Here is a 25,405-nt window from a genome sequence, read left to right as displayed (position 1 = left end):
GGAAGTTAAGCTCTTCAGCGCCGATGATAATTGGGGGGCAACTCCCTGTGAAAGTAGGACGCTGCCAGGCTTTCCAATATTCCACAGTAGCTCAGTGGTAGAGCTATCGGCTGTTAACCGATCGGTCGCAGGTTCGAATCCTGCCTGTGGAGCCACGGAGAGCTGTCCGAGTGGCCGAAGGAGCACGATTGGAAATCGTGTAGGCGGTTTAAACCCGTCTCGAGGGTTCGAATCCCTCGCTCTCCGCCATTTTGGATATTATATATTGTGGCCCGTTGGTCAAGTGGTTAAGACACCGCCCTTTCACGGCGGTAACACGGGTTCGAATCCCGTACGGGTCACCACTTATTTGGAGGATTAGCTCAGCTGGGAGAGCACCTGCCTTACAAGCAGGGGGTCGGCAGTTCGATCCTGTCATCCTCCACCATATTTTTTTATAATATCGCGGGATAGAGCAGTCTGGTAGCTCGTCGGGCTCATAACCCGGAGGTCGGAGGTTCAAATCCCCCTCCCGCAACCAATTAAGTTTTTGCTGCAACGTTGAGTAAGCGTCAAAGCAAAAAAACATGAGTAGTACTCGAAAGAGTGCAACCAAAATAATTCCCGCTACTACGTCGAGAGACCTCAGCGGCAAGGGAATATCAATAGTACCCGCCAGGGTACAACCAATAATTCTCATATCTATATTTATAATATCGCGGGATAGAGCAGTCTGGTAGCTCGTCGGGCTCATAACCCGGAGGTCGGAGGTTCAAATCCTCCTCCCGCAACCAATTAAGTTTTTGCTACGACGTCGAATAAGCGTCAAAGCAAAAAAACATGAGTAGTACTCGGAAGAGTGCAACCAAAATAATTCCCGCCACTACGTCGAGAGACCTCAGCGGCAAGGGAATATCAGTGGTACCCGCCAGGGTGCAACCAATTAAGTTTTTGCTACGACGTCGAATAAGCGTCAAAGCAAAAAAACATATGAATGCAAACAATTTAATAGGGGCCTGTGGTGTAGCGGTTAACATGCCTGCCTGTCACGCAGGAGATCGCGGGTTCGATCCCCGTCAGGCCCGCCATTTAAGGCTCGATAGCTCAGTCGGTAGAGCAGTGGACTGAAAATCCACGTGTCGGCGGTTCGATTCCGTCTCGAGCCACCACTTTCATAGTAGGCCGGTCTAGCTCAATTGGTAGAGCAACTGACTTGTAATCAGTAGGTTGGGGGTTCAAGTCCTCTGGCCGGCACCATTTTTACTATAAGCATACTGGAAACCAACTGATCGAAGAAATCATAGGTTAGCCAATTATAGTAAATATACCAAGAAATACACTTGACGATAAAGTAAATGTTTTGTAATATATTTATTGTCCCTTTTGGAGGGGTAGCGAAGTTGGCCAAACGCGGCAGACTGTAAATCTGCTCCCTCTGGGTTCGGCGGTTCGAGTCCGTCCCCCTCCACCATCTATTTAATAGGGGTATAGTTTAATGGTAAAACGAAGGTCTCCAAAACCTTTGATGTGGGTTCGATTCCTACTACCCCTGCCATTATCTTACTCATATGGCGGTTGTGGCGAAGTGGTTAACGCACCGGATTGTGGCTCCGGCACTCGTGGGTTCGATTCCCATCAATCGCCCCATAGATTTTGGGCTATAGCCAAGCGGTAAGGCAGCGGATTTTGATTCCGTCATGCGCTGGTTCGAATCCAGCTAGCCCAGCCATGTCGCGGAAGTAGTTCAGTGGTAGAACACCACCTTGCCAAGGTGGGGGTCGCGGGTTCGAATCCCGTCTTCCGCTCCATATTCATATTGTATAGTCCTTGTGCATATAATGAAAACATGCACATGGCGGCATAGCCAAGTGGTAAGGCACGGGTCTGCAAAACCCTTATTCCCCGGTTCGAATCCGGGTGCCGCCTCCAACTTAGGTAACAGCTGCCGGGGTGGTGGAATTGGCAGACACACAGGACTTAAAATCCTGCGGTTGGTTTCAACCGTGCCGGTTCGAGTCCGGCCCTCGGCACCATTTATTTAACTGAATATGTATATTAAGCCGGTGTGGCGGAATTGGCAGACGCGCACGACTCAAAATCGTGTTCCTTATGGAGTGTCGGTTCGACCCCGACCACCGGTACCATACATATTACATAACTCTTTAATTCAAGGCTTCTCACAATAGTGGGAAGTCTTTTTTTGTGTCCCGGCGTGTCTGGCAGCTATGTGGTGAAAGTCCACTTTGGGCTTGGTAATGGGCACCGTTAGCGAATGGGAAGGGTGTTCGGGGCTACCCGGAATCTGAAGAAAACCGGACGTAATCACACGCGGTAACGAACAGAAACAGGATACAAGGCTGAAGCGGAAAGGATGAGTTTGCACAACAAGATAAAATCCTACATTGCCCGAACTCCGCACAGTAAATACCGCACCCACGGGTGGAAAGCGGTCAGACTTACCCGGGGAGGTCTTATCAGGGTTTCTACGAAGGAGAAATTCCTTACAGGGATAACGATGCCAACGATTCAACAGAGACCATAGTAGTCACATACACTTCGTAACGAAGGGTCGAACAATAAGAATCACTGACAAGCTTGGAGGTGTGGAGAATGCAACGAGCAAAGACAACATCGAAAGATGGATGTCTGCGGGAGGGTACACTGGAAGCGAAGAGTAATGCTGGAGTGTGCAGTGTTCTTCGCGGCTGGGTTGCATACCATGGGGGATCCCAGGATGAAGAACTACGTTCATAATATCTCCCAGTGGGTGAGAAGAAGGATCAGACAGTTAATCTGAAAAAGGTGGAAGAAAGTGAAAACCAGATATCGAAGTTTGATCAAGCTGAAAGTTCCCAGAGATAAGGCATGGGAATGGGCTAATACCCGCAAGGGCTACTGGAGAATATCAAAGTCCTTTATTCTACATTGTGCTATCACAAAAGAAGCCCTGCAAGAAGCAGGACTTCTAAACATGGAAGCTTTCTATAAGAAAATGCATGATGGCATCACTCAACTTATTGAACCGCCGTATACGAGATCCGTATTTACGGTGGTGTGATAGGATAGAGAGGCAAATCCTCCTCCTACTGTTTCATTTGACTCCATTTTAAACGTTTCAAAGTGAATCATTAAGTGTAGCAAGTGGATGGTAACTGGTATAACACCCCATAACTAAAATGAGAATATATAAATTTTTATGTGAGGAAATCTAACATCTGGAGACCCTGAAAAATAGGCAAATGTGTATTTTTATATATAATTATTCTAAAAAATATCAAATGTTTTGTTTAAAGTGTACAATGACTTTCGTTTTCCTCCCCAGTATTATGAACACTAATCAAGGACAACAACTTTGGAATTCTACTGGGGGATATAGAAATGAATACAGAAAGTGAAACAAAAAGTGAAACAAAAAGTGAAACAAAAAGAAAAAAGTTTCAGATGCCGCACATCTATGTTATATTATTCATTCTTATGGCTCTTGCAGCTATTTCAACACATCTCATTCCCGCTGGTGAGTTTGAACGGATTACTGGACCGGAGGGAAGGGAGTCTATCGATCCAGAATCGTATACTCAGGTAGATGCATCACCTGCTGGTGTTGAGGAATTCATGCTCGCCATACCAAGAGGATTAGTGGAAGCAGGAGAAGTAGTGTTTTTTACTCTTATTATTGGCGGCATGTTTATGGTTCTTCGTAAAACCGGCATTATTGAAATAGGGGTAAACAAGCTGACAACAGCTTTTTCAACGAAAAGTACTGCAGTAATTCCGGTTCTAATGATCGCTTTTGCTGCCGTCTGCGGAGTTATCGGCACACAGGAGCTAAGCTTAGTGTATGTTCCAGTTATTATTCCGCTTTTAATAGCTTTAGGCTATGATTCTATGGTTGCAGCAGCTGTAGCTCTTATAGCAACGACTGCTGGGTTTATGACCGGATTTCTTAATCCAATTAACACGGGGCTTGGACAGCAAATAGCGGAAGTCCCTTTGTATTCAGGCATAGAGCTTCGGCTGATAGCTCTTGTAGTTATCTTAGGAGTGGGAATTATCTATGTCATTCGTTATGCTAAAAAGGTACAAGCCAATCCAGAAAGCAGTCTGGTCTATGAGGAAGATAGAGAAAAACGTGAAACTTACTCAAATCCTGATGAATCAAAAAGTAGAAGATTTACTCCAAGGCAGAAAGCAGCTGGTGTCTTTTTAATTGGCTTTTTTGCCATTCTGATATATGGAGTCATTGCTCAAGGATGGTTCATGCTGGAAATGTCAGGCCTTTTCATTGTTATGGGAATTGTGGTAGGTATGGCAGCCGGTTTAACAGCAGCTCAGGTTTGTGAAGGCTTTAATCAAGGATTTCGCGAGGTATTAGTGGGAGCAATTATCGTTGGAGTCGCCAGATCAGTCGCAGTTGTAATGGAGGACGGCCAGGTGATGGACACGCTCATTTATAACTTAGGAGCAGTGGTAGGTCAATTTCCTGGAACCTTAAGCGCAATGGGGATGTTTATGTCGCAACTGCTGTTTAACTTCCTCGTACCTTCTGGCAGCGGTCAGGCTCTGGTAACGATGCCTATTATGGCTCCTCTTTCTGATATGATTGGGGTGACCAGACAAACTGCTGTACTTGCCTTTCAATTTGGCGACGGCTTAGGAAACATTCTTTTTCCGACATCAGGTTATTTTATGGCTACTCTTGTTCTGGCAGGGGTAAGCTGGCATAAGTGGGTAAAGTTCTATTTTCCTTTATTCTTAATATGGGCCGCGATTGCAGCTGTATTTCTCATTATTGCCCAAGTCATTCAATGGCAGTAACCTTGCGCCCTAGATAGAAAGAAAAGCCTTTTTGATAGAGTTACTAAAAAATCATATTAAAACCCGTTCCTGATTATAAGAACGGGTTTGTTTTTATTTACTATTAATTGCTTTAATAGTCTGCGGACCGGCAACGCCATCGACTTTCAACTTGTTGGCTTTTTGGAAGCTCTTCACTGCCGCTTCTGTGGCAGGACCGAATTTCCCGTCAGCACCTCTTGTGTTAAAGCCAAGACTGGTCAGTTTTTGCTGAAGCTTTTTCACTTCGCTTCCGCTGCTTCCTTTTCTTAGTGTACCGCTTTTAATTTGAGAGGAAGTGGATGGAGACTTATTGACGGTTTTACTCTGGCTTGCTAAAAGGTTTTTCGTCTGAGTGCCTACAACCCCATCGGCTTTCAGCTTATTAGCCTTTTGGAACCTTTTCACAGCATCCTCGGTTCCTTTTCCAAATATGCCATCTGCAGAAACCTTGTAACCTGCAGCACTCAACTGTCGTTGAATTTCTTTTACTGCTTCTCCTTTGCTTCCTCGTTTAAGTGTTCCGCTTGTAGTGCCTCCTGGACTGGAAGGGCTGCTGTTTCCATTTATTTTGTACCCATTATTCTTTGCAATTGTATCAAAAGACTGACTGGATGTAGTAATGACAACAGGAGTGTTTACTTTTACCCGGCTGAAAAGCCATTCCACTTCATTGTTATGCATTCTGACACAGCCTGCGCTTGCATAAGTACCAATGGAAGAGGGATTGTTATTTCCGTGGATGGCATATGTGTTTCCGTTGGTTCCTCTGGCGTTAAGGCCAATCCAGCGCTTTCCTAAAGGGTTTTTTGGATCGCCGCCGGCAATATTGCCTTTATAATACGGGCGGTTCACAATTTTATTGACTACTTTGTGTTTTCCTTCAGGTGTTAAATTAGAACTCCGTCCGGTAGCTACACTGAACGTCCGGACTAATTTGTTGCTTTCATAAAATGCGAGCTGATTCGTTGCTTTGTTAATGACAATCATTTGACCAGTAGATGCTGATGTAGTTGGAACTTGCCACAGTAAAAACAGAAGTCCAACCAGTATGCAGGCGAGAACCTTTTTCAACCTACACCCCTCTTTTCCTATTTAATAACCACACGTCAATGTATGCATAAAGGCAGATAGAATTGTCATTTTACTAAAATAAAATAAAAACTATATAAAGAACAAAAGCATAAAAGTCACAAGGAAGGATTCTTCTGTCATTAAGGGGCGTTCGATTTAGGAAAATGAAGGGATTGATTCATGGTAGCTGCTCCTTTCTAAGGGTGATTCTATCACTTTTGTTCTACAACAAGAACTGAACAAGTTCATTATATGGCACAATATGAGCAACTTCAATGAAAAAAATAAGTTAAAAATCTAGTGGTTTTTGCAAAAAATTACAAGGCGCAGCGGGGATTTTAGCTTATTATGGTTATTAACAAGAAAAAAGAAGAATCCTGAAAGCATGAAACGAGACCCAGCCTCTAATGAAAGGAGGCTGGGTCATTTATATTACATCTATGTTACAAATGAGAGTGGTGCCAGGCACCCTACATTGGGTAATTTTTATGTTTTTGGTTACTCTATGAAGACTTGATAATTCTTTTATGGAAGGAGTTCATGTTATGAAGCAAAAAAACCGGTGGTTGATTGCGTTGTCTGCTGTATTTATACACCTTTCCATTGGATCTATTTATGCGTACAGTGTGTTCCAAACCCCCTTGTATGAGGAACTGGGCTGGGGCGGGGCAACAGTGACGATAGCCTTTACGCTGGCCATCTTTTTCCTTGGCATTTCAGCTGCTTTTTTTGGAAGGTTTGTTGAAAAACGTGGTCCCAGGGTATCGGCCTTTTTAGCAGCTGTTCTATTTGGTGCAGGCTTAATTGGCGCAGGATTTTCCATAGGAATCGGATCGTTATATGGCTTTTATTTTACCTATGGGATCCTTGGGGGGATCGGTCTTGGCATTGGATACATTTCTCCGGTGTCTACTCTGGTGAAATGGTTTCCTGACAGAAGGGGGCTTGCTACAGGGATGGCGGTGTTTGGTTTTGGAGCAGGGTCTTTAATTGCCAGTCCAGTAGCTGCAAGGCTCATTGAAGGAATGGGGGTAGCCAATACTCTGTACCTGTTAGGAGCTGTTTACTTTGTTTTGATGTCTCTGGGCGCATGGTACATTGCCCGGCCTCCAGAGGATTGGATGCCTGCAGCAGCTAAAGAGAAAAAAGACGACGGCGAGGTTGAAAAAAGAGAAGATCTGGCTCAGTTAACAGCTAATGAAGCCATAAAAACAAAACGTTTCTGGCTGCTATGGTGGATGATGCTTATAAATATATCTGCAGGAATCATGTTAATAGCTGTGGCTTCACCTATGGCTCAGGAGTTAGTTGGAATGACGGCTATGGCAGCTGCTACTGTAGTTGGGGTTATGGGGCTCTTTAATGGTGGTGGTCGTATTATTTGGTCTACTCTGTCGGATTATATCGGGAGGCCTAATATATTCTTAATTTTCTTTGGTGTTCAGCTGGTTTCCTTTATGATCCTGCCCATGGTGGGTAATGCTCTTATCTTCCAGATTTTAATGTACCTTATTGTTTCTATATACGGAGGAGGCTTTGCCACACTGCCGGCATTTATAGGTGACATGTTTGGTACAAAACAGCTTGGAGCCATACACGGTTATCTCCTGACTTCATGGGCAGTAGCGGGTGTTGTAGGCCCTATGATTGTTTCATTTATAAGGGAAGCGACAAACGCTTATACTACAACCTTCTATGTCTTTGCTTTTTTAATTGCAACTGCTCTTGGTACAGCCTTTTTGATCAAGCGGGATATTCAAGGAATTCAGAAAGAAAAGCTGAAATTAGCAAATCAGAGCTGATAGCTTTCATTGTATAATGCAAAAAAAACAGGGAAATATTTTACTAAGAAATTGTTGGAAAGCAGGTGATGAGACTGGACAGTCAGACTTTTTCCATACAAATCAACGGTGAAGAGTTTACGGCAAAACCAGGCCAGTCAATCTTTGAGGCAGCAAAGTACGGAGATCTGTATATTCCGGCCATTTGCTCCTCTCAGCCTGATTTAGGCTTTGGAGTTATTGAAACATGTGATACATGTTTTGTTGAAGTAAACGGAGAACTGAAACGTTCCTGTTCGACAGAAGCAGCACCTGGAATGGTGGTTAAAACGGTCTCTGAAAAGGCAAAGGAAGCTCAGGAAGAAGGTATGCAGCGAATCCTTAAAAACCATGAGCTGTATTGCACAGTATGTGATAACAACAATGGTAACTGTGTAGTGCACAATACAGCAGAATATTTAGAAATTGAACACCAAAAGTATGAATTTAAACCAAAACCTTATCCTCCTGATAATTCACATCCTATGTACCGGTATGAGCCTGACCAGTGTATCCTTTGCGGCCTTTGTGTAGAAGCTTGCCAGGACTTACAGGTGAGTGAAGTGCTTAGCATTGACTGGAAGCGGGAAACCCCACGTGTCATTTGGGATAATGACGTTCCCATTGATCAATCGTCTTGTGTGTCGTGTGGTCATTGTGTCACTGTCTGTCCATGTAATGCCTTGATGGAAAAATCAATGCTCGGGGAAGCTGGATATATGACAGGGATGCCAAAGGATGTTCTTGGCCCGCTTATTGAAACAACCAAAGAGGTAGAGCCGGGATATCAAGAGATCTTTACAATGTCAAACATTGAAGCAACGATGCGTGAGGATCGGATAAAGCGCACCAAAACAGTTTGCACCTACTGCGGGGTAGGTTGCAGCTTTGAAGTATGGACGAAGGAAAGAGATATTTTAAAAATTCAGCCTCAGCCTGATGCACCTGTCAACGGTATTTCGACGTGTGTTAAAGGAAAATGGGGATGGGATTTTGTAAACAGTGAAGAGAGGCTTACCAAGCCTTTGATTAGAAAAGAAGGAAAGTTTGTAGAAGCTACCTGGAATGAAGCATTAACGCTCATTGCTTCTAAATTTACTGAACTAAAGGACACGTATGGTCCAGATTCCATGGGGTTCATTGCCTCCTCTAAATGTTCGAATGAAGAAAATTACCTTTTCCAAAAGCTTGCCCGCGGAGTAATGGGCACAAATAATGTAGATAACTGTTCCAGGTACTGTCAGTCCCCGGCGACAGCGGGACTTATGAGGACTGTAGGGTACGGAGGGGATGCAGGAACCATAGAGGATCTTAAGACGACTGACTTAGTCTTTGTAATTGGAGCAAACCCTGCAGAATCACACCCTGTTCTTGCAACGAGGATAAAAAGAGCCCATAAGCTTCATGGGCAGAAATTGATTGTCGCTGATTTAAGAAAACATGAATTAGCTCAGATGGCAGATCAATTTCTCCATCCAGTTCCATCTTCAGATTTAATATGGATCTCTGCGGTGACAAAGTACATCATCGATCAGGGCTGGGCGGATGATGACTTTATCAAGAACAGGGTTAATAATTTTGACGAATACGTCGATTCTTTAGACAAGTATACGTTAGAATATGCTGAACAAGAAACCGGATTAAAGAAAGAGGAGCTTATTGAATTAGCGACTACGATCAATGAGGCTGAAACGATGTGCATATGCTGGGCGATGGGGGTTACACAGCATATTGGAGGCACTGAAACGAGTACAGCCATCTCCAACCTTTTGTTAGTAACCGGAAATTACGGCAAGCCAGGTACAGGGGCTTATCCGTTGCGAGGACATAATAACGTTCAAGGAGCCTGTGATTTTGGGACGATGCCGGCTTGGATGCCAGGTTATGAGCCTGTGGAAAATGAAGAAATAAGAGCAAGGTATGAGAAGGCATGGGGTGTTTCACTGCCTCGAAAACCAGGTTTAAACAACCATCAAATTGTTGAAACCATTCACAGTGGGAAAGTAAAAGGAATGTATTTATTCGGTGAAGAGATGGGTCTGGTTGATGCCAATATTAATCACGTCCATGCCGCTTTTGAAAAGCTTGAGTTCTTTGTAGTCCAGGATGTCTTCTTCTCCAAAACGGCCGAGTTTGCAGATGTTGTTTTGCCTGCTGCTCCCAGCCTTGAGAAGGATGGAACATTTACGAACACAGAACGAAGAATCCAGCGTTTTCATAAAGTTTTTGAACCTCTTGGGGACAGTCAGCCAGACTGGAAAATATTCCAGGCCATTGCTAATCGTTTAGGGGCTAAGTGGAATTATAAGCACCCAAGCGAAATCATGGATGAGGCAGCAAGTCTGGCACCGCTTTTTGCCGGAGTGAGTTATGAGCGGCTTGAGAAATGGAACAGCCAGCTTTGGCCTGTCCAAAAAAGTGGAGAAAGTACACCTCTTTTGTACACTGAGAAATTTCCATTTGCAGACGGGAAAGCGAAGCTCTATCCTGTGGAATGGAGAAAGCCTTATGTGCCGGACGAAAAAGAGTATGATTTACATTTAAATAACGGAAGGTTACTTGAGCATTTTCATGAAGGGAACTTAACGTACAGGTCTAAGAGTATTACTCACAAAGTGCCTCAGCCTTGGCTTGAAGTGTCTCCGGAACTGGCAGAAGAACGCGGAATAAAAACAGGCGCCCTTGTTAAATTAACTTCCCCGTATGGCGAAGTGAAAATAAGAGTCTGGGTGACCGAACATGTCTCTGGGAAAGAGCTGTATCTGCCGATGAATACAACGGATGAAATGGAAGCCGTAAACATGCTGACGAGCAGCTACCATGATAAAGTGACTCATACTCCAAACTATAAGGAAATGAGTGTCAAAATGGAGGTCATTGAAGCGGATGGGGAGTCTCCGCTCCCACGGCATAATTACAGGTTTGGTAACCGCCAGCCGCAGTTTGGAGTAAAAGTGGAAGACAAGTGGTCAAGGGACGACTTTACCCCGATTGCTGATCTTATTGAAGGAGAGGGGATGAATGATGGCCAAACAGATCACGCAAATTGAAAAGCATAATCCAAGTCAGGCAGAAGAAAGAGAAGAAGCAATCAGAACACTTGTGGACATGACAGCTGATAATCATGAATCACTCATGCTTCTTCTGGAGGTTATTAAAGAAGTAAAGGATGCAGAAGTGTTAGATATGGCACGGGGGTTTTTGCGAACCCGGGATAAAATTGGAGCCATTGCCGTAGAACAGATTAATCAGCCGAATGTGCACCGCGTAGTACAGGCAGGAACCCAGGCTTTTCAATTTTTAGGTAAAGTGGACCCGAAGGATATGGAGATATTGCTTGCAGGGGTTGCTAATGGTCTTGACCGCACAAGTAAAGGGATAGAAAGCGATGAGAAGCTCTCCCTCTGGGGAATGGCAAAATCATTGAGAGATCCTGATATCAATGCTTCTATGCAAACGATGTTCGGTTTCTTAAAAGGAATGGGAGAGGCGTTGAACAACCATAAACCTGAAGCTGACCGATAAGAGGAAGAGAGCTACGGCCCCACTCTCCCTGTGTTTTTCATACTTGTAGGTAAGGAGAAGTCACAATGGAAACCCAAAAGCTTGTCATAAATAATTTGAGCAATCAAGAGGATGCCCTGAAAGTGGAAAATATTCTTAGAGATGTTTGGGGCATAAGAAAAGTCAATGTAGATGTGGATAAGCAGGAAGCGGTATTTTCATATGATGAAAAAGCAGCATCATACATCGATTTTCAGCAGGCCGTTGTTGATGCTGGTTATAGAGTGGAAGGCGACGAAGGGTCTTAGAAAAACATACTTCTGAGGAGGTGCACGCCGATGCCACGGGTGTGCGAAATATGCGGCAGACGTGAGGAAGAAAGAATGGAAGAAGCAGCAGATCACGAACTTCTTGATGTATGCCACTCTTGTGCAAAAGATTTTCAGCAGCCTCATCCGGTAAGTGACTCGTAAACAAAGAAAGGACTGCACCCCACCTATAAGTTGGGGTGCTTTTATTATGTAATGATGGATGAAAAATCCACAAGAAAGTGGGACTTTGGTATAATGGCGTAAATGAATACTAAAGGGTGACTAATGGTGGATGCAAATACAGTAACCTTGCTTATTTCCCTGCTGTCTTTAACTATATCAGGGGGAGTAGCTGTTATTACATACCGGTATAATAATATCACAATAAGAAATGAGGCCAGAGTAGAACATAATAAGTTAATGCTTGAAATTGACAAGATGTACATAGAGGATCCGGATTTATGGAGTATTTATGACGATCATCCTATTTCGCAGCATATAGAAAAAACCCCGTTAAAAAAAGGAAAAAAAGAGGCTTTTATTTATTATTATATTAACTTCTTTGACATCATTTTCGATTTTTACCACAAAAAGATCTACAAGAATAAGAACGACAAAGAAGATTGGGAATCCTGGGTAGCTTTTATCAAACACTTTTTTAAAGGCTGCTCTCTGGCCAGAGGGATGTTTAAAGATTCCGCTGCATGGTATGACAAAGAATTTGCTGCCTTTGTATTATCTGTAATCAACGAAGTAGAAGAAGAGGAAAAAACAATCGCTGTAGATTGGAGCAATAAACATGACCCGGCATAATAACGGTGAAATGGTAACACCAGGAAAAGAAGACATAAATGAAATGCTTGAGCTGAACTATAAAATTTACCCAAAAGAGTGGCACGTTTCAAAAGAGTATGTCCTTTCTATTATGGAAAGAAATCCTTTTGTTTACAGGGTGTATAAAGAGAATAAACAGGTTAAAGGGATCCACAGTTTATTCCCTCTTCCCAAAACGGTGTACGAACAGGTCCTGACCGGTGAAATATCGGAGAAGGACTTATACGAACATATTATAGATTACAAGAAACCAGGTGATGTATATCTTTACTTGATTTCTATCATTGTTGATATTCATAGTCAAAAGGCAAAGGAATATACGAAACACCTTTTGTATGATATGGTTTCACAGCTTCATTGGATTGAGAAACAGGACCAGAACATTAAAGAGATTGGAGCTATTGCCATTTCAAAGGATGGAGAAAGGATATTACAGCGTATAGGATTTTCCCACAGCCATTCAATGAAAGAGGAAGGAATATCCTACCCGGTCTTCCGATCTTCCAAAGAAAGCATTTTACAAGCTGTTACTCTATAAGAAGCCAGCCTGAAGTAACATCAGGCTGGCTTTCTTTTGTTTCCCTGACTTAGACAACCACAGAGGTCCAAAGCTCTAGTCATATAAAAGTTTCTTACGGAATCTGTCTCAGAATCTAAAGCAGCAATACCGGCGGAATAACAACGGTCAGCCTGGTTTATTGGGCAGCTGAACATGGTATAATGGAGAGGGTGTCTTAACAAGCCGCACAATTAGCGGTCTGATTAGACCCCTCGATTTTTTTTGGTCTTATTGTAAAAAAATGAGAGAAAACGTAAATGCTGTATAGTATTAAAAAAGGTTGAACGTTAAGGGATGCAAGACTCCTGCAAACGATAGCAGAAAAGAACCCTGCAGGGGGTTGTTCCCGAAGAGTCTTCATGCATTTTCGGCAAATAAAACAGTGAATGGATATGAAGTGAAGGCGAAATGGATGTCGCACTTGTACCTTGGGTGAAAGAGAGCTTCCATGCCATCGTTAAAAAAGAGGCTGCCCAAAAAGCTTATGGGACAGCCTCTTCATAAATGAAGGTAGGACTACTCTAAGAGAAACCATTCAGCATCACCGCTATGAAGCTGGGTGAACATTTTTGCCAGAGAGCTTAACATCTCATTGGCTTCTGCAGACGCCATCGACGGCCGAAGGTAAGCAATATGTAACGCATTTGCAGTGGTATTGTCTACTTTCGTTCTTGCCGAGTCTACAATAGGACTGCCAAAGGGCCCTTGAGCATCAGCGGAGACAAGGCGGCCTTGTAAGGAATTTTCCCGGCCGTTCAGGCCTTTATAACTTTCGCCTTCATTACCAAGGCGTAATATGATAGAATCTTGAAGTTGGTCCAAATTATAAATCCCAAATGGAATTTCATATTGCAGAGAAAAGAAATTATTTAGATCCACTGCTGAGTTTATAAAGCCCATTTTCTGTTTTCGCCCTACTTTTCGAAAGAGGGCTTCATGAGACGGCCTATACCTGCCGGGATCAATGCCAAGAGTCTTGAATACCTTTCTCCATTCTTTCACGCCTTGATACCTGGTTACAGAGTCGTTTTCTAAATCAACCTGAATTTTTTCCTGAAAAAACTCGAGCCGCCCTTTTAACATTTTAGGGGACTCATCAACCACAATATCTTTATAGGTAAGGATACCGATTTTAAAATCAGGCACTCGTTTTTTGATGTCCTGGTGAATAGATATGTTCATTGCCTTCCTCCTCTTGCATTTATTTGTTGCTTAGTTTATCACAACTTAGTCCAGGCCGCCTATACAAGTGCTTTATTGAGATAGGAGTGAGAAGAATGGCAGATGCCCAGTTGAAAGAAGAAATTATTGCATATAGTAAAAAGATTGGAATTGATAAGATTGGCTTTGCTTCTGCAAATCCCTTCTTATCCTTAAAAGACAGGTTGTTAAAGCAGCAGGAGCTTGGATATCAATCTGGATTTGAAGAACCGGATATCAATAAACGAACTCACCCTGATATGGTTCTCCCGGAAGCTAAAACAATCATAGCAATTGCTTTGGCCTACCCATCAAAAATGAAAAACCCTCCAAAAAGCAAAAAAGGCGACCGACGAGGCGTGTTTTGCCGTGCTTCCTGGGGGGAGGATTATCATAGAGTATTGAAAAACAGATTAGAAAAGCTGCAGGAATTTATCCAGGAAAAAGCTCCGGCCGCCAGGATGAAATCAATGGTAGACACTGGGGAATTATCTGACCGGGCTGTGGCAGAGCGGGCCGGCATAGGATGGAGCGGAAAGAACTGCGCCATTATTACTCCGGAATTTGGCTCTTATGTTTATTTAGGAGAAATGATCACTACATTATCCCTTCCTCCTGATCAGCCAGTTACTGATCAATGCGGTTCTTGTAATAAATGTGTAGAGGCTTGCCCGACAGGGGCGTTAGTTCAAGGAGGCCAGCTTGACTCTAATAAATGTATTGCTTATCTGACACAAACAAAAGACTTTTTACCGGATCAATATAGGAAAAAGCTTGGCAATAGACTTTATGGCTGTGACACATGCCAGCAGGTTTGCCCAGAAAATAAAGGGATCGATTATCATCATCAAGAAGAGTTTGAACCAGATCCTGAAATCGTTAAGCCAAAACTCATTCCCTTGCTTCAAATCAGCAATAAAGAATTTAAGAGAAAGTTTGGTCCAATTGCTGGTTCTTGGAGAGGGAAGAAACCTATACAGAGAAATGCTATTATTGCTTTAGGTCATTTTAAAGAAGAAAAGGCTGTAGACGATTTAGGGAAATTGCTTATTGATGATCCTCGTCCAGTCATTCGTGGCACTGCTGCCTGGGCATTAGGTGAAATAAATAATAGAGAGTCCAGAGATTATCTTAATCAGGCGCTTAAACAAGAAATCGACAGCAATGTAAAAAAAGAAGTTGATAATGCCCTAAAATAAGCTAATATAGCATAAAATAGCTTTGGAATGTTCCATAATAATTATGTAGTATTAAGGACAAGAATGGCATGGAAGGATGTGGTATCTGTGTCTGAGAAGCGATCAGTCTTCTATTCAGAGATGGACAGTTTCATAGGTCCAATAACGCTTGTAGGTACCAATCAGGGGGTTTGCATGCTCCAATATGGGTCTGCCGAACACTCTCTCCCCTTGGTTAAAACGTGGTTGAAGAAAAAGAATTTAAAAGTCGACCTGCTTCAACAAAACAATGAAGCTCTTCAGACGGTTGTTACCCAGCTGGAAGAATATTTTTCAGGTGAAAGAAATACATTTGATGTTGAGATAGATCTCTATGGAACTAAATTTCAAAGGCTTGTGTGGGAAGCGTTGAATGCTATTCCATACGGCCAAACAAAATCTTATAAACAAGTAGCTTTGGAAATAGGAGCCCCGAAAGCCGTCAGAGCGATAGGGGCAGCAAACAACCAAAACCCACTCCCTATTATCCTGCCATGTCATCGCGTAGTAGGAAGCAACGGGGCGATGGTTGGTTACGGAGGAGGCCTTCGCAAAAAAGAGCAGTTATTAGTGTTGGAAGGAGCCTTGCAGAAAGTTTCCTCTTAAACCTGTAAGAATAAGAGGACAGCACTACGACTGACTAAATGCTTAGACCTAAAAAAAGAAGTGGCTGTGCGCAAAAGCTTTGCTTTTGAGACAGTCTCTTTTTTTTTGTCTTCCTGTCTTCAAAGAGGGTGCGTTTTTATCTATGAGAGGTTAACAAGTGTGATAAAGTGATATAAAGTATTTCGATAAATGAACCATTTACTTTGTCTTTTGTTGAAGGTGGGAACTTCGATGAGAAAGGTTTTTTCATTTATGAAGCCATACCGGCTGGCAGCTTTTGTTGCTTTGCTGTTAATGCTTATAGAACTTGGGGTTGAATTGGTACAGCCTTTTTTAATTTCACGAATTATTGATGATGGCATTATGGAAGGGGATCTTTCTGTTGTTCTTCAATGGGGAGGGGTCATGGTGGGCCTTTCTCTAGTTGCTTTTACTGCAGGTATTATCAACTCCTTTTACGCCGCTCATGTCAGCCAGAGTACTGGACATGACATTCGTAAAGCCATATATACAAAAGTCCAATCCTTTTCATTTTCTACGTTTAGCCTTTTTCCAACCTCTTCCCTGGTGACAAGAATGACCAACGATATTACTCAATTGCAAAATGTAATATTTATGTGTCTTCGAATCATGCTGCGAGCTCCTTTGTTAGTACTCGGAAGCATAACTATGATTTTTATTGTAAATGCTCAATTAGGGATAATCTTTGCAATTACTGTTCCTATACTTCTTATATTTTTAATAGGAGTCATGAAAAAAGCGGGGTCACTATTTAAAATAGTCCAGGAACGATTGGATAAAGTCAACAATGTAATGTATGAAAGTTTAGCGGGGATCAGGGTCATTAAAGCGTTTTTACGGAGAACACATGAGATTAATCGATTTATACACGCCAGTGACGAACTTCGGGCGAAGGTAATTAAAGCCCTTCGCCTGACAGAAATCGCCATGCCCGTCATTCTTCTGCTTATCAATGGCAGTGTCTTGTTTGTCCTATGGTATGGAACAATTGAGGTGAATGCCGGAGGGGCTACGGTAGGGGAGGTTGTTGCCATTGTTAATTACGCGGCTAGAATGACAGGAGCCCTTTCTATTTTTACGATGATTATTATGATGTTTTCACGAGCCCGGGCATCAGCAAGCCGAGTTGCGGAAGTATTGGAATCTGAAAAAAATGAGGTAGAAACCGGTAAGGACGAGCCTACGGAAATCGGCCGTGGAGAAATAGAGTTTCAACAAGTTTCCTTTCGTTATCCTGAAAGCAGGGATTCCGTGTTGGAGAACCTTTCCTTTGTGATCAAAGGAGGGGAAAAGGCTGCCATTTTAGGAGCCACAGGTTCAGGGAAAACCTCCTTGTTCCAGTTGATTCCCAGGTTATATGAACCAGAACAAGGCTCTGTACTTATAGATGGAAAAGACATAAGGCAAATGGATTCGTCCCTTTTAAGGAATAACATAGGGTATGTTCCTCAGGAGGCCCTCCTTTTTACCGGGACGATTAAAGAAAATATTGCATGGGGCAAAGAAAATGCTTCTTTGGAAGAAATTAAGGAAGCGGCAAGGAAAGCTCAAATACATGAAACGATATTATCCCTGCCACATCAATACGACACCATCTTAGGTCAAAAGGGTGTTAATTTATCAGGCGGCCAAAAGCAGCGCCTTTCCATAGCAAGAGCTCTTATTAGAAAGCCTAGAATTCTGTTGCTCGATGATAGTACGAGTGCCTTGGATGTGAAAACGGAGATGAAGCTGTTGCAAGAGCTGGATGACTTATCATGTACAGTGTTAATGATCACTCAGAAAATAAGCACTACCATGGAGGCTGACACGATTTTACTTCTTGATGAAGGACAGCTGACTGCCAAAGGAACGCATGAAGAATTAATGAGTATGTCTTCTTTATATTATCGTATAAACAAGTCCCAGGCGGGAAAGGAGGCTTAGCACATGTTTTCTAAACTTAAGGAGCCTTTTTCATACGAAAAACGAGCACTTAGCCATGGTAATAAAAATGCTTTAGTAAAGAAGCGTCCTCAAGCTGATAATTGGAAAGATACGTTAAAAAGAATCTGGTTATATCTCTCTTACCGGAAAGGGAAGCTTTTTTTCGTATTATTTCTTGTATTGCTAAGTTCTGCTTTTGCACTTCTGGGGCCATTTATGATTGGAATGGCTATTGACAATTATGTGGTTACAGGTGACCTGGGGGCTTTACGTTCTTTCCTTATTGGCCTTGTTTTTGTCTACCTCATCCATTCGGGCTCACTCCTTCTTCAAAACTTTTTAATGGCAGGGATTGCCCAGCAGACAGTATATACAATGAGAACCGACTTGTTCACTCATCTTCACAGCCTCCCTATCCCTTTCTTTGACAAAAAACAGCACGGTGAGTTGATGAGCAGGGTTACCAATGATATGGAAAATGTAAGTAACACTCTTAATAGCTCAGTCATTCAAATTTTTTCAAGCCTGCTAACACTTTTAGGCACAATTAGTGTCATGCTATGGCTTAGTCCCCTTCTGACTTTGATTACCCTGCTCATTGTACCGGCAATGGTATCCGGGATGAAATGGATCACGAAACGGACAGGAAGGTTATTTAAAGAGCAGCAACGTGATCTTGGGGATGTGAATGGGTATATTGAAGAAACCATGTCCGGGCATAGCATCGTAAAGACTTTTTCTCTTGAAAAACGAGTGATTGATTCATTTGTGGAGAAAAACGGGCGTTTACGCCAGTCTGGTTTCTGGGCTCAAACGATTTCCGGCTTTATTCCAAAGCTGATGAATATGCTGAATAATCTCAGCTTTGCCGTCATTGCAGGGGTGGGAGGTATTCTTGCTTTGCAGGGTGTGATAACCATCGGGGTAATCGTAATTTTTGCAGAATATGCAAGACAGTTTACCCGGCCACTAAATGACCTTGCAAACCAAGTAAACACCCTTTTATCTGCAATTGCAGGGGCGGAGCGTGTTTTTGAAGTGATGGATGAAAAAGATGAAAGAAGTGATGAAAAAGAGGCGGCAGTATTGTCAGAAGTGAAAGGGGAGATTACCTTTTCAAACGTATCCTTTGCTTATGAAAGGGATGAACAGACGCTGACTGAGGTTACCTTTACCGCTCATGCAGGTGAGACTATAGCATTTGTCGGGCCGACAGGAGCCGGAAAGACAACAATAATAAATCTGTTATCTCGCTTTTATGATCCAGACAAAGGGGAAATTCAGTTGGATGGCCGGAATATGGCTCACATAAAAAGAGAAAACGTGAGAAGCCATATGGCGTTTGTATTACAGGATTCTTTTTTGTTTCAAGGGACCATCAGGGAAAATATACGGTATGGAAACCTTTCTGCTTCAGATGAAGAGGTGGAACGAGCCGCCAGACTTGCTAACGCTGATGGATTCATACAGAAGTTTCCTGAGAAATATGAGACAACATTAAAACAAAACGGTCAGGGCATCAGTCAGGGGCAGAAACAGTTACTCTCTATTGCCAGGGCGATTTTGGCAGACCCAGCCATTTTAATTTTGGATGAAGCGACGAGCAGCATAGATACTGTCACTGAAATCAAAATACAAGAAGCACTGCAAAGGCTGATGAAGGGACGAACCAGCTTTGTCATCGCCCACCGCTTAAATACAATCAGGCAGGCGGACCAGATTATTGTGCTTCAACATGGAAAAATAACAGAAAAAGGTTCACACGAAGAATTAATGAATAATAAAGGTTTTTATGCTGAGCTGCAGGCAGGGCAGACAAAGGAACAAGCAGTCTAGTATGATTTCTTATTCGTATCCGATCACCCTCCTTCATATCTTTAAAGGAGGAGGATGATAGTGTGAGAGAATGGGAGTCAACATTAACAGAACATAGTGATCAACTGTTAGCTTACATGGTAGCTGGGGATACAAAAAGACAAAAAACATTGATAAGCAAATTAGAAAATCAAGAACTTGCAGCCCTGAAAAGGGGAGAGGAGCGCAACAGCAAGAGAAAGGCTGAACGAGTAAAAGGCAGCGGTGAGATTCTTCCTTACAGAGTATTTTCAAAGAGCGGGGAGAAGGCTGTAGATTATTTGTTTGTGACTTCATTTCTCATTCGTTTAAAGAAAGATTTTTACATGGAAGAAATCATGCAAAAAAGAAGAGCCACTTTTGATGGGAAGAAACTGCTGGAAGATAAAATTATTAGTGTACCTTATTTGTTTGAAAATAATGATTCTCCTTCCCGTTTTTTTTCACAAGAGAGACGCTCCTTTCAGTATGATCGAAGAGAAGCAATTCGCTATGCTGAACGATGGTGGAATGATTACAATCCTCAATATGAAAAATTCACGGATAATTGTACAAATTTTATTTCCCAATGTTTACGAGCTGGGAATGCTCCTATGAGAGGGTACCCTAACCGGTCACAAGGCTGGTGGTATCAAAATAACAACTGGAGTTACAGCTGGTCTGTGGCTCATTCAATGAGGTGGTACTTAAGCGGGTCAACCCAGGGTTTGTCAGCTTCTGAGGCAGAGAGGGCAGAAGACCTCGAGGCTGGAGATGTGATTTGTTATGATTTTAATGGGGATGGGCGCTGGCAGCATACAACCATTGTTACGGCTAAAGATGCAAATAATGAACCGCTGGTAAATGCCCAGACAACAAACAGCAGAATGAGATACTGGGCATATGAGGATTCAACAGCCTGGACGCCTAACGTAAAATATAAGTTTTTCCGCATCGGGGTGTGACACTGTCAGCCCTTTTCTTGTGTCTTTTTTAAGTACTGAGCGGGGAATAGGAAGGGACGGAGTAATATGATATAATATCCCATGTTATTGAAGAAACGAGGTGCAAATAGCGATGGCAATCCATGTCGTTTTATATCAGCCAGAAATTCCTGCCAACACCGGCAATATTGCAAGAACCTGCGCGGGGACTAATACGTCTCTTCATTTAATCAGACCATTAGGGTTTTCTACCGATGATAAAATGTTAAAAAGAGCAGGTTGTGATTATTGGCCGAATGTTAAGATTAATTATTATGATGCTATTGAAGAATTGCTTGAAAGCTATCCGGAAGGAAATTTTTTCTTTGTGGAAACTATTGGGACAAAAACATACAGTGACTTTGACTATACTGATCCAGCAGAGGATTATTTTTTTGTCTTTGGAAAGGAAACGACAGGACTTCCTGGTGAAATCACAGATAAGTATAAAGAACAATGTCTTCGTATTCCCCAGACAGATAAAGTAAGGTCATTAAACCTTTCGAATACGGCCGCTATTTTAGTGTATGAGGCAATGCGCCAGCAAGGGTTTAAAGGGTTGTCTTAAAATAAAAAAGGAGCTTTTTTGAGGAAAAAAGCTCCTTTTTCTTAATTCTTATTCATACTCACTGGCTGTGTGGCTTCTCTTCTACACCTGCTGTCAGGATGGAAACGAGGAACGCTACACAAACACCAAGAATTAAGACTAGTCCCATTGTGAAAGCCTCCTTTGTTGGTGGATGGATAGTCTAACCTATATTATAGACGAAAATACAATCAATGTGAATGTTCAATGCTTTCGATTTTGTGGCAATTCAAATCCCATGTATAATAAAGGTATGATACATATTTAGGAGGGATAGCAAATGTACGTAGTTATGAATGAGCTTCACGTGCCTAAAGAAGCAAAGGATGCAATGAAGGGGCGTTTTGCCCAAAGTGCTGAAAACATGAAGAAGGTTCCTGGATGTCTTGAATATTTATTCCTCGATAATGAAAACCCGGATGGGAAGCTGGTTGTGTTTACGAAATGGGAGACAAAAGAGCATTTCGAGGATTGGAAAAACAGCGATGCCTTTAAGAATGCCCACAAAGAAAAAAGAGAGTCTAAAGAAAAAAGCCCGGCTTCAGGCAGTGAACTGAATGCTTATGAGGTTGTTTACCAGACGTGAGAATAGGAAGATCAACAGAAAAATCTGTTGATCTTTTTTTTATGCTTGCTATGATTAGAAAGAGTATACTAATATAGAATTCTTTAGGAGTCATCAATGAAAAATACATATATCACAAGCCACTTTCCTTTGTTTTCAATCCTGTTGTTCAGCTGCTCACTTGCCATATATACGGAAGGCCTCATCACAGGATGGTTAAATGAGATCGGGCTGTACAGAGGAATGATGGAATTCTTCTCTGAAGCAGGAATCAAAGGCACACTTCTCTTTTTATTTCTTTTGTTTTATTTTATGGTCTTTTCAGCGTTGAAATTAATCTCCGATACACTTATTCAGCTGTCTCTATTATTTTTTTCAAACGATCAGGAAGGGGAGGACCTTTACAAAATTAGAAAGGGTTCCTGGATTTTTCTCATTGCAAGTGGCCTATCACTGTTTTTCATAGCTATACCGGAAGCCATTATCATGTTATTTATTTCAGCTTCAGTTATTTACTTTACTTTTTTTGTGTATAAAATCAGCGGTTCCCTTTCTTTTAGTCGAATGACAGGGGTCATCTTCTTCCATCTTATGTTCTGGTCCTCATTTAGCTTGGTTGTTATATACACCTGCACTGTTTTATATAATAGTTTTATCGCAAGCCTGCCGATATGACGTCTAAGAGGCCGGGACCAATTTTCCCGCAGGCGTCTCGTAATTTTGAACAATTAAAGACAGACCTTCAGGTTCTAACATTGTGTATGAAAAATGGGTACCTTCCGATAAAGTTACATCACCTCAACAAAACGCTCGCCGTAGATCTCGTTTGTTTCTGTTTCCGAAAGCACTCCCGGCGGTGACTTAAGAAAGTATATCGCCTGGACGCATAACCAGAAAGGCTTGATCCAAATATAAGGCACCAATTATCAAGAGAAGATAATTGGTGCCTAATTTACTTAAATGAAACAGCTTTGTCCTAGCCTCATGTAATTATTACATTTGTAGCTTAATGATGGCAGCAATATTTCGCGAGAGGTCTTCTAAGTAATGTTTTCCGTGCTTCATCGCATCGTCCAGTGATACAGGGCCAGGCACGAGGCTGAATGCAGCATCAATTCCACGCTCTAACACTGGTTCATATCCGTGCTCAAGCTTGCCACACAAAGCTACAACATAACAACCATGTTTCTTTGCGGCTTGTGCTACTCCTATTGGAGTTTTTCCGTATATGGTCTGGCTGTCAATTTTCCCTTCTCCTGTGATCACTAAATCGGCGTCTTTCACTCTATCATGAAAGGAGGTTTCTTGGAGAGCAATGGTCACACCAGACTCTAACTCTGCCTGAAGACATGCAAGCAGACCAGCTCCTAAGCCCCCTGCAGCCCCGGCACCTGGAATGTCTGAAACAGGCTTACCAGTGCTGGTTTCCAGTATCATTCCAAAATTCTTTAAAGCTTCATCCAGTTCTTCTACCATTTCTCCTGTGGCTCCCTTTTGAGGGCCGTAGACAGCACTAGCTCCTTTTGGACCAGTCAAAGGGTTGGTTACATCACAAGCCACAGTAATGTTAACATGTTTTAATCTTGGATCCAGACCTTCCAAATCAAGGCGACTAAGCTCCTTTAAAGCAGCTCCTCCTTCTTCGATCTCATTGTCTTTATGATCCAGCAGCTTTCCGCCCAGGGCCTTGATCATCCCGGCTCCGCCATCATTTGTAGCACTGCCTCCAATTCCAATAATAATTTTAGAAACATTATGGTCTAACGCAGCTTTAATTAATTCTCCAGTTCCGTATGTAGAAGCAGTAAGAGGGTTTCTTTCCTCAGCCGGAACAAGTGAAAGACCTGATGCTTCAGCCATTTCCATAATTGCAGTTTCCTTGTCGCCTGACACAGCATAGGAGGCCATCACTTTTTGTCCCATAGGGCCAGTAACCTCAGTAGTGTAAATCTTTCCGTTCAGAGCGTCGGCAAGTGATTGCGTTGTCCCTTCACCGCCATCAGCCATAGGGATTTTATCAATGACAATGTCCTTTTCAAAGACTTGCTGAAACCCTTTTTCAATGGCAGTAGCGGCCTCTTGTGCTGTCATGCATTCTTTGAACGAATCCGGTGCAATGACTACTTTTACCATGTGGATCACTCCTTTTCTAAAATAAGCGAAATACTCCAGATATTGATGGGGAGGTTGAATCAACAAGGCTTTCCTAGGCCATCACTTTAAGTACGATTGGAATTTCCCTGCTGACATCCCCGTTTATGAGGGGTTTCTCTATCTCTAGGGTAACCGTTTACAAAGTAACTTTCATTAGGCAACTGAATAGAGAAAAGTGAAAAATAAAGGATTTTATCGTGCAGCCGCACAAAAGCGGGCCTTTTTTTAGAAAAGAAATTTACCTACTGCGAGACACTGTTCTCATCGATTAATGCGAATAGCAGGCTCACTTTAAGATCAAACAGGTCATTGATTAATTTAGGGTTTTTTCCAGTTATGTTTTGTATTTTTTCAAGACGATAGGCAAGGGTGTTCCTATGTATATAAAGTCGTTCTGCCGTTTTCATCATCTCACCGTTTTCCTCAATAAAGGCGAATAAAGTTTTATGCAACTCATCACCGTTTTCATTTAATAAAACCTTTTGATAATTTTGTATCAAGGGGAAAGATTCTTTAGGGAAATTTTGATAAAATCCATAGCACATGGCCTCTGTATGTAAGGATTCCATTGTCCATACCGTGCTCCATTTCTTTAAAGCGGCAGCTGTGTTATTGAGCAAACGAGCAACCTCAAAGGAGTGGCGCCATCCTTTATAACCGTACTCAGCAGGCCCGCATGAAGCTGTTACTCCCTGAAAGGAAGAGGAAGACAGCCAGTGATTTATTTCCTTTCTCGCTGAATCAGCTGCTTTTGTGCTTCCTTTTCTTAAAAAAATTAACTCTGATGTATATAAGGGAATGAACTCGTCTCCTTCTTCTGCAATATGTTGTTCGAGCCAGCTTTTGAAGGTTCTAGACTGACGAGAGGGTAATGAAAATAAAAACACAGTTCCATAAGCATGTATATTAATTCCTAAAGACCGCGCTCTCTCTTCTACAAAGGTGTCATCTGTCTCAGTACCCAGCAATAAATGGGAAAGAGTACTTTCTTTGACACTTTTATCACTTTGAATCTCTTGCGCTAAAGCAGCGTGTTCTAATGTTAACTCGGCGCCCATCTGTACCAGCTGGGCAAACCCTCTTATTTCTTCGGGTTCACCCGTTAAACCGATGACACCGACGATGGTCCCCTGAAATCTGATTGGAAGATTTATACCCGGGAGAGTACCATCTAATTCATCAATTTCTTTTCTGGAAAATTCAATAGCAGTTTGTTTGCGGATGACCTTTTGTGCTCCTTCATGAACCTGGTTCAGGCGTTTTGGTTCACCTGAGCCAATGATCCTTCCTTCTCTATCCATGACGTTCACATTACAATCAATAATACCCATTGTCCTTTGGACAATCTCAGAGGCAAGCTCTTTATTTAACATATTATCCACCTTCCGTTTATAAAAGCC

The 25,405-nt window shown here is 42.4% G+C and carries 21 protein-coding genes, 17 tRNA genes and 1 pseudogene; 35 read left to right on the top strand and 4 right to left on the bottom strand.

What is annotated here, in order from left to right; translation table 11 throughout:
- The first annotated feature begins 80 nt into the window (after window positions 1-80).
- The 20 genes from ACFPU1_RS13240 (at window position 81) to ACFPU1_RS13145 (ending at window position 4,794) form a co-directional block, all read left to right on the top strand.
- Window positions 81-155, top strand: a tRNA-Asn gene (locus ACFPU1_RS13240).
- 1 nt (window position 156) lies between these two features.
- Window positions 157-249 (top strand) — tRNA-Ser (locus tag ACFPU1_RS13235).
- A 20-nt stretch (window positions 250-269) separates the two neighbouring features.
- Window positions 270-344 (top strand) — tRNA-Glu (locus ACFPU1_RS13230).
- Window positions 345-351: 7 nt separating this feature from the next.
- Window positions 352-427: transfer RNA gene (locus tag ACFPU1_RS13225), tRNA-Val, on the top strand.
- A 16-nt stretch (window positions 428-443) separates the two neighbouring features.
- Window positions 444-520, top strand: a tRNA-Met gene (locus ACFPU1_RS13220).
- 176 nt (window positions 521-696) lie between these two features.
- A tRNA-Met gene (locus tag ACFPU1_RS13215) sits at window positions 697-773 on the top strand.
- A 218-nt stretch (window positions 774-991) separates the two neighbouring features.
- Window positions 992-1,067 (top strand) — tRNA-Asp (locus ACFPU1_RS13210).
- Window positions 1,068-1,072: 5 nt separating this feature from the next.
- A tRNA-Phe gene (locus tag ACFPU1_RS13205) sits at window positions 1,073-1,148 on the top strand.
- A 12-nt stretch (window positions 1,149-1,160) separates the two neighbouring features.
- Window positions 1,161-1,236: transfer RNA gene (locus ACFPU1_RS13200), tRNA-Thr, on the top strand.
- 128 nt (window positions 1,237-1,364) lie between these two features.
- Window positions 1,365-1,450, top strand: a tRNA-Tyr gene (locus tag ACFPU1_RS13195).
- A 10-nt stretch (window positions 1,451-1,460) separates the two neighbouring features.
- Window positions 1,461-1,534: transfer RNA gene (locus ACFPU1_RS13190), tRNA-Trp, on the top strand.
- Between the two features lie 16 nt (window positions 1,535-1,550).
- Window positions 1,551-1,626 (top strand) — tRNA-His (locus ACFPU1_RS13185).
- Window positions 1,627-1,633: 7 nt separating this feature from the next.
- Window positions 1,634-1,708, top strand: a tRNA-Gln gene (locus ACFPU1_RS13180).
- 4 nt (window positions 1,709-1,712) lie between these two features.
- Window positions 1,713-1,787: transfer RNA gene (locus ACFPU1_RS13175), tRNA-Gly, on the top strand.
- Window positions 1,788-1,833: 46 nt separating this feature from the next.
- Window positions 1,834-1,908 (top strand) — tRNA-Cys (locus ACFPU1_RS13170).
- 15 nt (window positions 1,909-1,923) lie between these two features.
- Window positions 1,924-2,012, top strand: a tRNA-Leu gene (locus ACFPU1_RS13165).
- Between the two features lie 26 nt (window positions 2,013-2,038).
- A tRNA-Leu gene (locus ACFPU1_RS13160) sits at window positions 2,039-2,123 on the top strand.
- Window positions 2,124-2,589: 466 nt separating this feature from the next.
- Window positions 2,590-2,733: a hypothetical protein gene (locus ACFPU1_RS13155; RefSeq protein WP_385941926.1), complete on the top strand. Its 144-nt coding sequence runs from the start codon at window positions 2,590-2,592 to the stop codon at window positions 2,731-2,733.
- 58 nt (window positions 2,734-2,791) lie between these two features.
- A complete protein-coding gene (locus tag ACFPU1_RS13150) occupies window positions 2,792-3,037 on the top strand; it encodes a hypothetical protein (protein ID WP_385941923.1) in 246 nt (81 codons plus the stop codon).
- A gap of 320 nt (window positions 3,038-3,357) precedes the next feature.
- Entirely contained in the window at window positions 3,358-4,794 is a 1,437-nt protein-coding gene (locus tag ACFPU1_RS13145) for a YfcC family protein (protein WP_385941921.1), read from the top strand.
- Between the two features lie 165 nt (window positions 4,795-4,959).
- Here ACFPU1_RS13145 and ACFPU1_RS13140 read toward each other — a convergent pair.
- Window positions 4,960-5,802, bottom strand: a pseudogene (locus ACFPU1_RS13140) (L,D-transpeptidase family protein); the annotation flags it as partial.
- A 629-nt stretch (window positions 5,803-6,431) separates the two neighbouring features.
- On the opposite strand from ACFPU1_RS13140, the gene ACFPU1_RS13135 reads away from it, so the two are divergent.
- The 7 genes from ACFPU1_RS13135 (at window position 6,432) to ACFPU1_RS13105 (ending at window position 12,893) form a co-directional block, all read left to right on the top strand.
- Complete coding sequence (locus ACFPU1_RS13135) at window positions 6,432-7,688, top strand: L-lactate MFS transporter (protein ID WP_100398054.1); 1,257 nt, start codon at window positions 6,432-6,434, stop codon at window positions 7,686-7,688.
- Window positions 7,689-7,756: 68 nt separating this feature from the next.
- Entirely contained in the window at window positions 7,757-10,756 is a 3,000-nt protein-coding gene (fdhF, locus tag ACFPU1_RS13130) for a formate dehydrogenase subunit alpha (protein WP_100398055.1), read from the top strand.
- A complete protein-coding gene (locus ACFPU1_RS13125) occupies window positions 10,728-11,231 on the top strand; it encodes a helical membrane plugin domain-containing protein (protein WP_054636666.1) in 504 nt (167 codons plus the stop codon). Before fdhF ends, ACFPU1_RS13125 begins: the two co-directional genes overlap by 29 nt.
- Window positions 11,232-11,296: 65 nt before the next feature.
- A complete protein-coding gene (locus ACFPU1_RS13120; protein WP_054636667.1) occupies window positions 11,297-11,518 on the top strand; it encodes a heavy-metal-associated domain-containing protein in 222 nt (73 codons plus the stop codon).
- Between the two features lie 30 nt (window positions 11,519-11,548).
- Entirely contained in the window at window positions 11,549-11,683 is a 135-nt protein-coding gene (locus ACFPU1_RS13115; protein ID WP_269758211.1) for a hypothetical protein, read from the top strand.
- Window positions 11,684-11,809: 126 nt separating this feature from the next.
- Window positions 11,810-12,334, top strand: a complete 525-nt coding sequence (locus ACFPU1_RS13110; protein WP_385941915.1) for a hypothetical protein — start codon at window positions 11,810-11,812, stop codon at window positions 12,332-12,334.
- Window positions 12,321-12,893 (top strand): hypothetical protein, encoded by a 573-nt coding sequence (locus ACFPU1_RS13105; RefSeq protein WP_385941912.1) that lies wholly within the window; start codon window positions 12,321-12,323, stop codon window positions 12,891-12,893. Before ACFPU1_RS13110 ends, ACFPU1_RS13105 begins: the two co-directional genes overlap by 14 nt.
- 537 nt (window positions 12,894-13,430) lie before the next feature.
- Here ACFPU1_RS13105 and ACFPU1_RS13100 read toward each other — a convergent pair.
- Window positions 13,431-14,096 (bottom strand): B3/B4 domain-containing protein, encoded by a 666-nt coding sequence (locus ACFPU1_RS13100; protein WP_100398057.1) that lies wholly within the window; start codon window positions 14,094-14,096, stop codon window positions 13,431-13,433.
- A gap of 95 nt (window positions 14,097-14,191) precedes the next feature.
- On the opposite strand from ACFPU1_RS13100, the gene queG reads away from it, so the two are divergent.
- The 8 genes from queG (at window position 14,192) to ACFPU1_RS13060 (ending at window position 22,526) form a co-directional block, all read left to right on the top strand.
- Window positions 14,192-15,313, top strand: a complete 1,122-nt coding sequence (queG, locus tag ACFPU1_RS13095) for a tRNA epoxyqueuosine(34) reductase QueG (RefSeq protein WP_385941909.1) — start codon at window positions 14,192-14,194, stop codon at window positions 15,311-15,313.
- Between the two features lie 63 nt (window positions 15,314-15,376).
- Window positions 15,377-15,937 carry a methylated-DNA--[protein]-cysteine S-methyltransferase gene (locus tag ACFPU1_RS13090; protein WP_054636670.1) on the top strand — a complete coding sequence of 187 codons (561 nt, stop codon included), beginning with the start codon at window positions 15,377-15,379 and terminating at the stop codon, window positions 15,935-15,937.
- Window positions 15,938-16,168: 231 nt separating this feature from the next.
- Window positions 16,169-17,884, top strand: coding sequence for an ABC transporter ATP-binding protein (locus tag ACFPU1_RS13085; RefSeq protein WP_385941905.1), 1,716 nt, complete (start codon window positions 16,169-16,171; stop codon window positions 17,882-17,884).
- Window positions 17,885-17,887: 3 nt separating this feature from the next.
- Complete coding sequence (locus ACFPU1_RS13080) at window positions 17,888-19,720, top strand: ABC transporter ATP-binding protein (RefSeq protein WP_385941902.1); 1,833 nt, start codon at window positions 17,888-17,890, stop codon at window positions 19,718-19,720.
- Window positions 19,721-19,836: 116 nt separating this feature from the next.
- Complete coding sequence (locus tag ACFPU1_RS13075) at window positions 19,837-20,682, top strand: amidase domain-containing protein (RefSeq protein WP_385941972.1); 846 nt, start codon at window positions 19,837-19,839, stop codon at window positions 20,680-20,682.
- A 112-nt stretch (window positions 20,683-20,794) separates the two neighbouring features.
- Window positions 20,795-21,268, top strand: coding sequence for a tRNA (uridine(34)/cytosine(34)/5-carboxymethylaminomethyluridine(34)-2'-O)-methyltransferase TrmL (gene trmL / locus ACFPU1_RS13070; RefSeq protein WP_385941901.1), 474 nt, complete (start codon window positions 20,795-20,797; stop codon window positions 21,266-21,268).
- 298 nt (window positions 21,269-21,566) lie between these two features.
- The gene (locus ACFPU1_RS13065) at window positions 21,567-21,872 is read left to right on the top strand and encodes an antibiotic biosynthesis monooxygenase family protein (protein ID WP_054636673.1); all 306 of its coding nucleotides are present in this window, start codon (window positions 21,567-21,569) and stop codon (window positions 21,870-21,872) included.
- A gap of 96 nt (window positions 21,873-21,968) precedes the next feature.
- The gene (locus ACFPU1_RS13060; RefSeq protein WP_385941897.1) at window positions 21,969-22,526 is read left to right on the top strand and encodes a DUF5366 family protein; all 558 of its coding nucleotides are present in this window, start codon (window positions 21,969-21,971) and stop codon (window positions 22,524-22,526) included.
- 318 nt (window positions 22,527-22,844) lie between these two features.
- Here ACFPU1_RS13060 and ACFPU1_RS13055 read toward each other — a convergent pair whose 3' ends face one another.
- Together ACFPU1_RS13055 and ACFPU1_RS13050 are read right to left on the bottom strand one after the other, a co-directional pair.
- Window positions 22,845-23,984 carry a glycerate kinase gene (locus ACFPU1_RS13055; protein ID WP_385941894.1) on the bottom strand — a complete coding sequence of 380 codons (1,140 nt, stop codon included), beginning with the start codon at window positions 23,982-23,984 and terminating at the stop codon, window positions 22,845-22,847.
- 263 nt (window positions 23,985-24,247) lie between these two features.
- Window positions 24,248-25,378 (bottom strand): CdaR family transcriptional regulator, encoded by a 1,131-nt coding sequence (locus tag ACFPU1_RS13050; RefSeq protein WP_385941891.1) that lies wholly within the window; start codon window positions 25,376-25,378, stop codon window positions 24,248-24,250.
- Between the last annotated feature and the right edge of the window lie 27 nt (window positions 25,379-25,405).

The organism is Thalassorhabdus alkalitolerans (assembly GCF_042656525.1).
Taxonomy (GTDB): Bacteria; Bacillota; Bacilli; order Bacillales; family Marinococcaceae; genus Thalassorhabdus; species Thalassorhabdus alkalitolerans.
The sequence above is the reverse complement of the archived record's forward strand: the minus strand, read 5'-3'. Positions and strand labels throughout refer to the sequence as shown.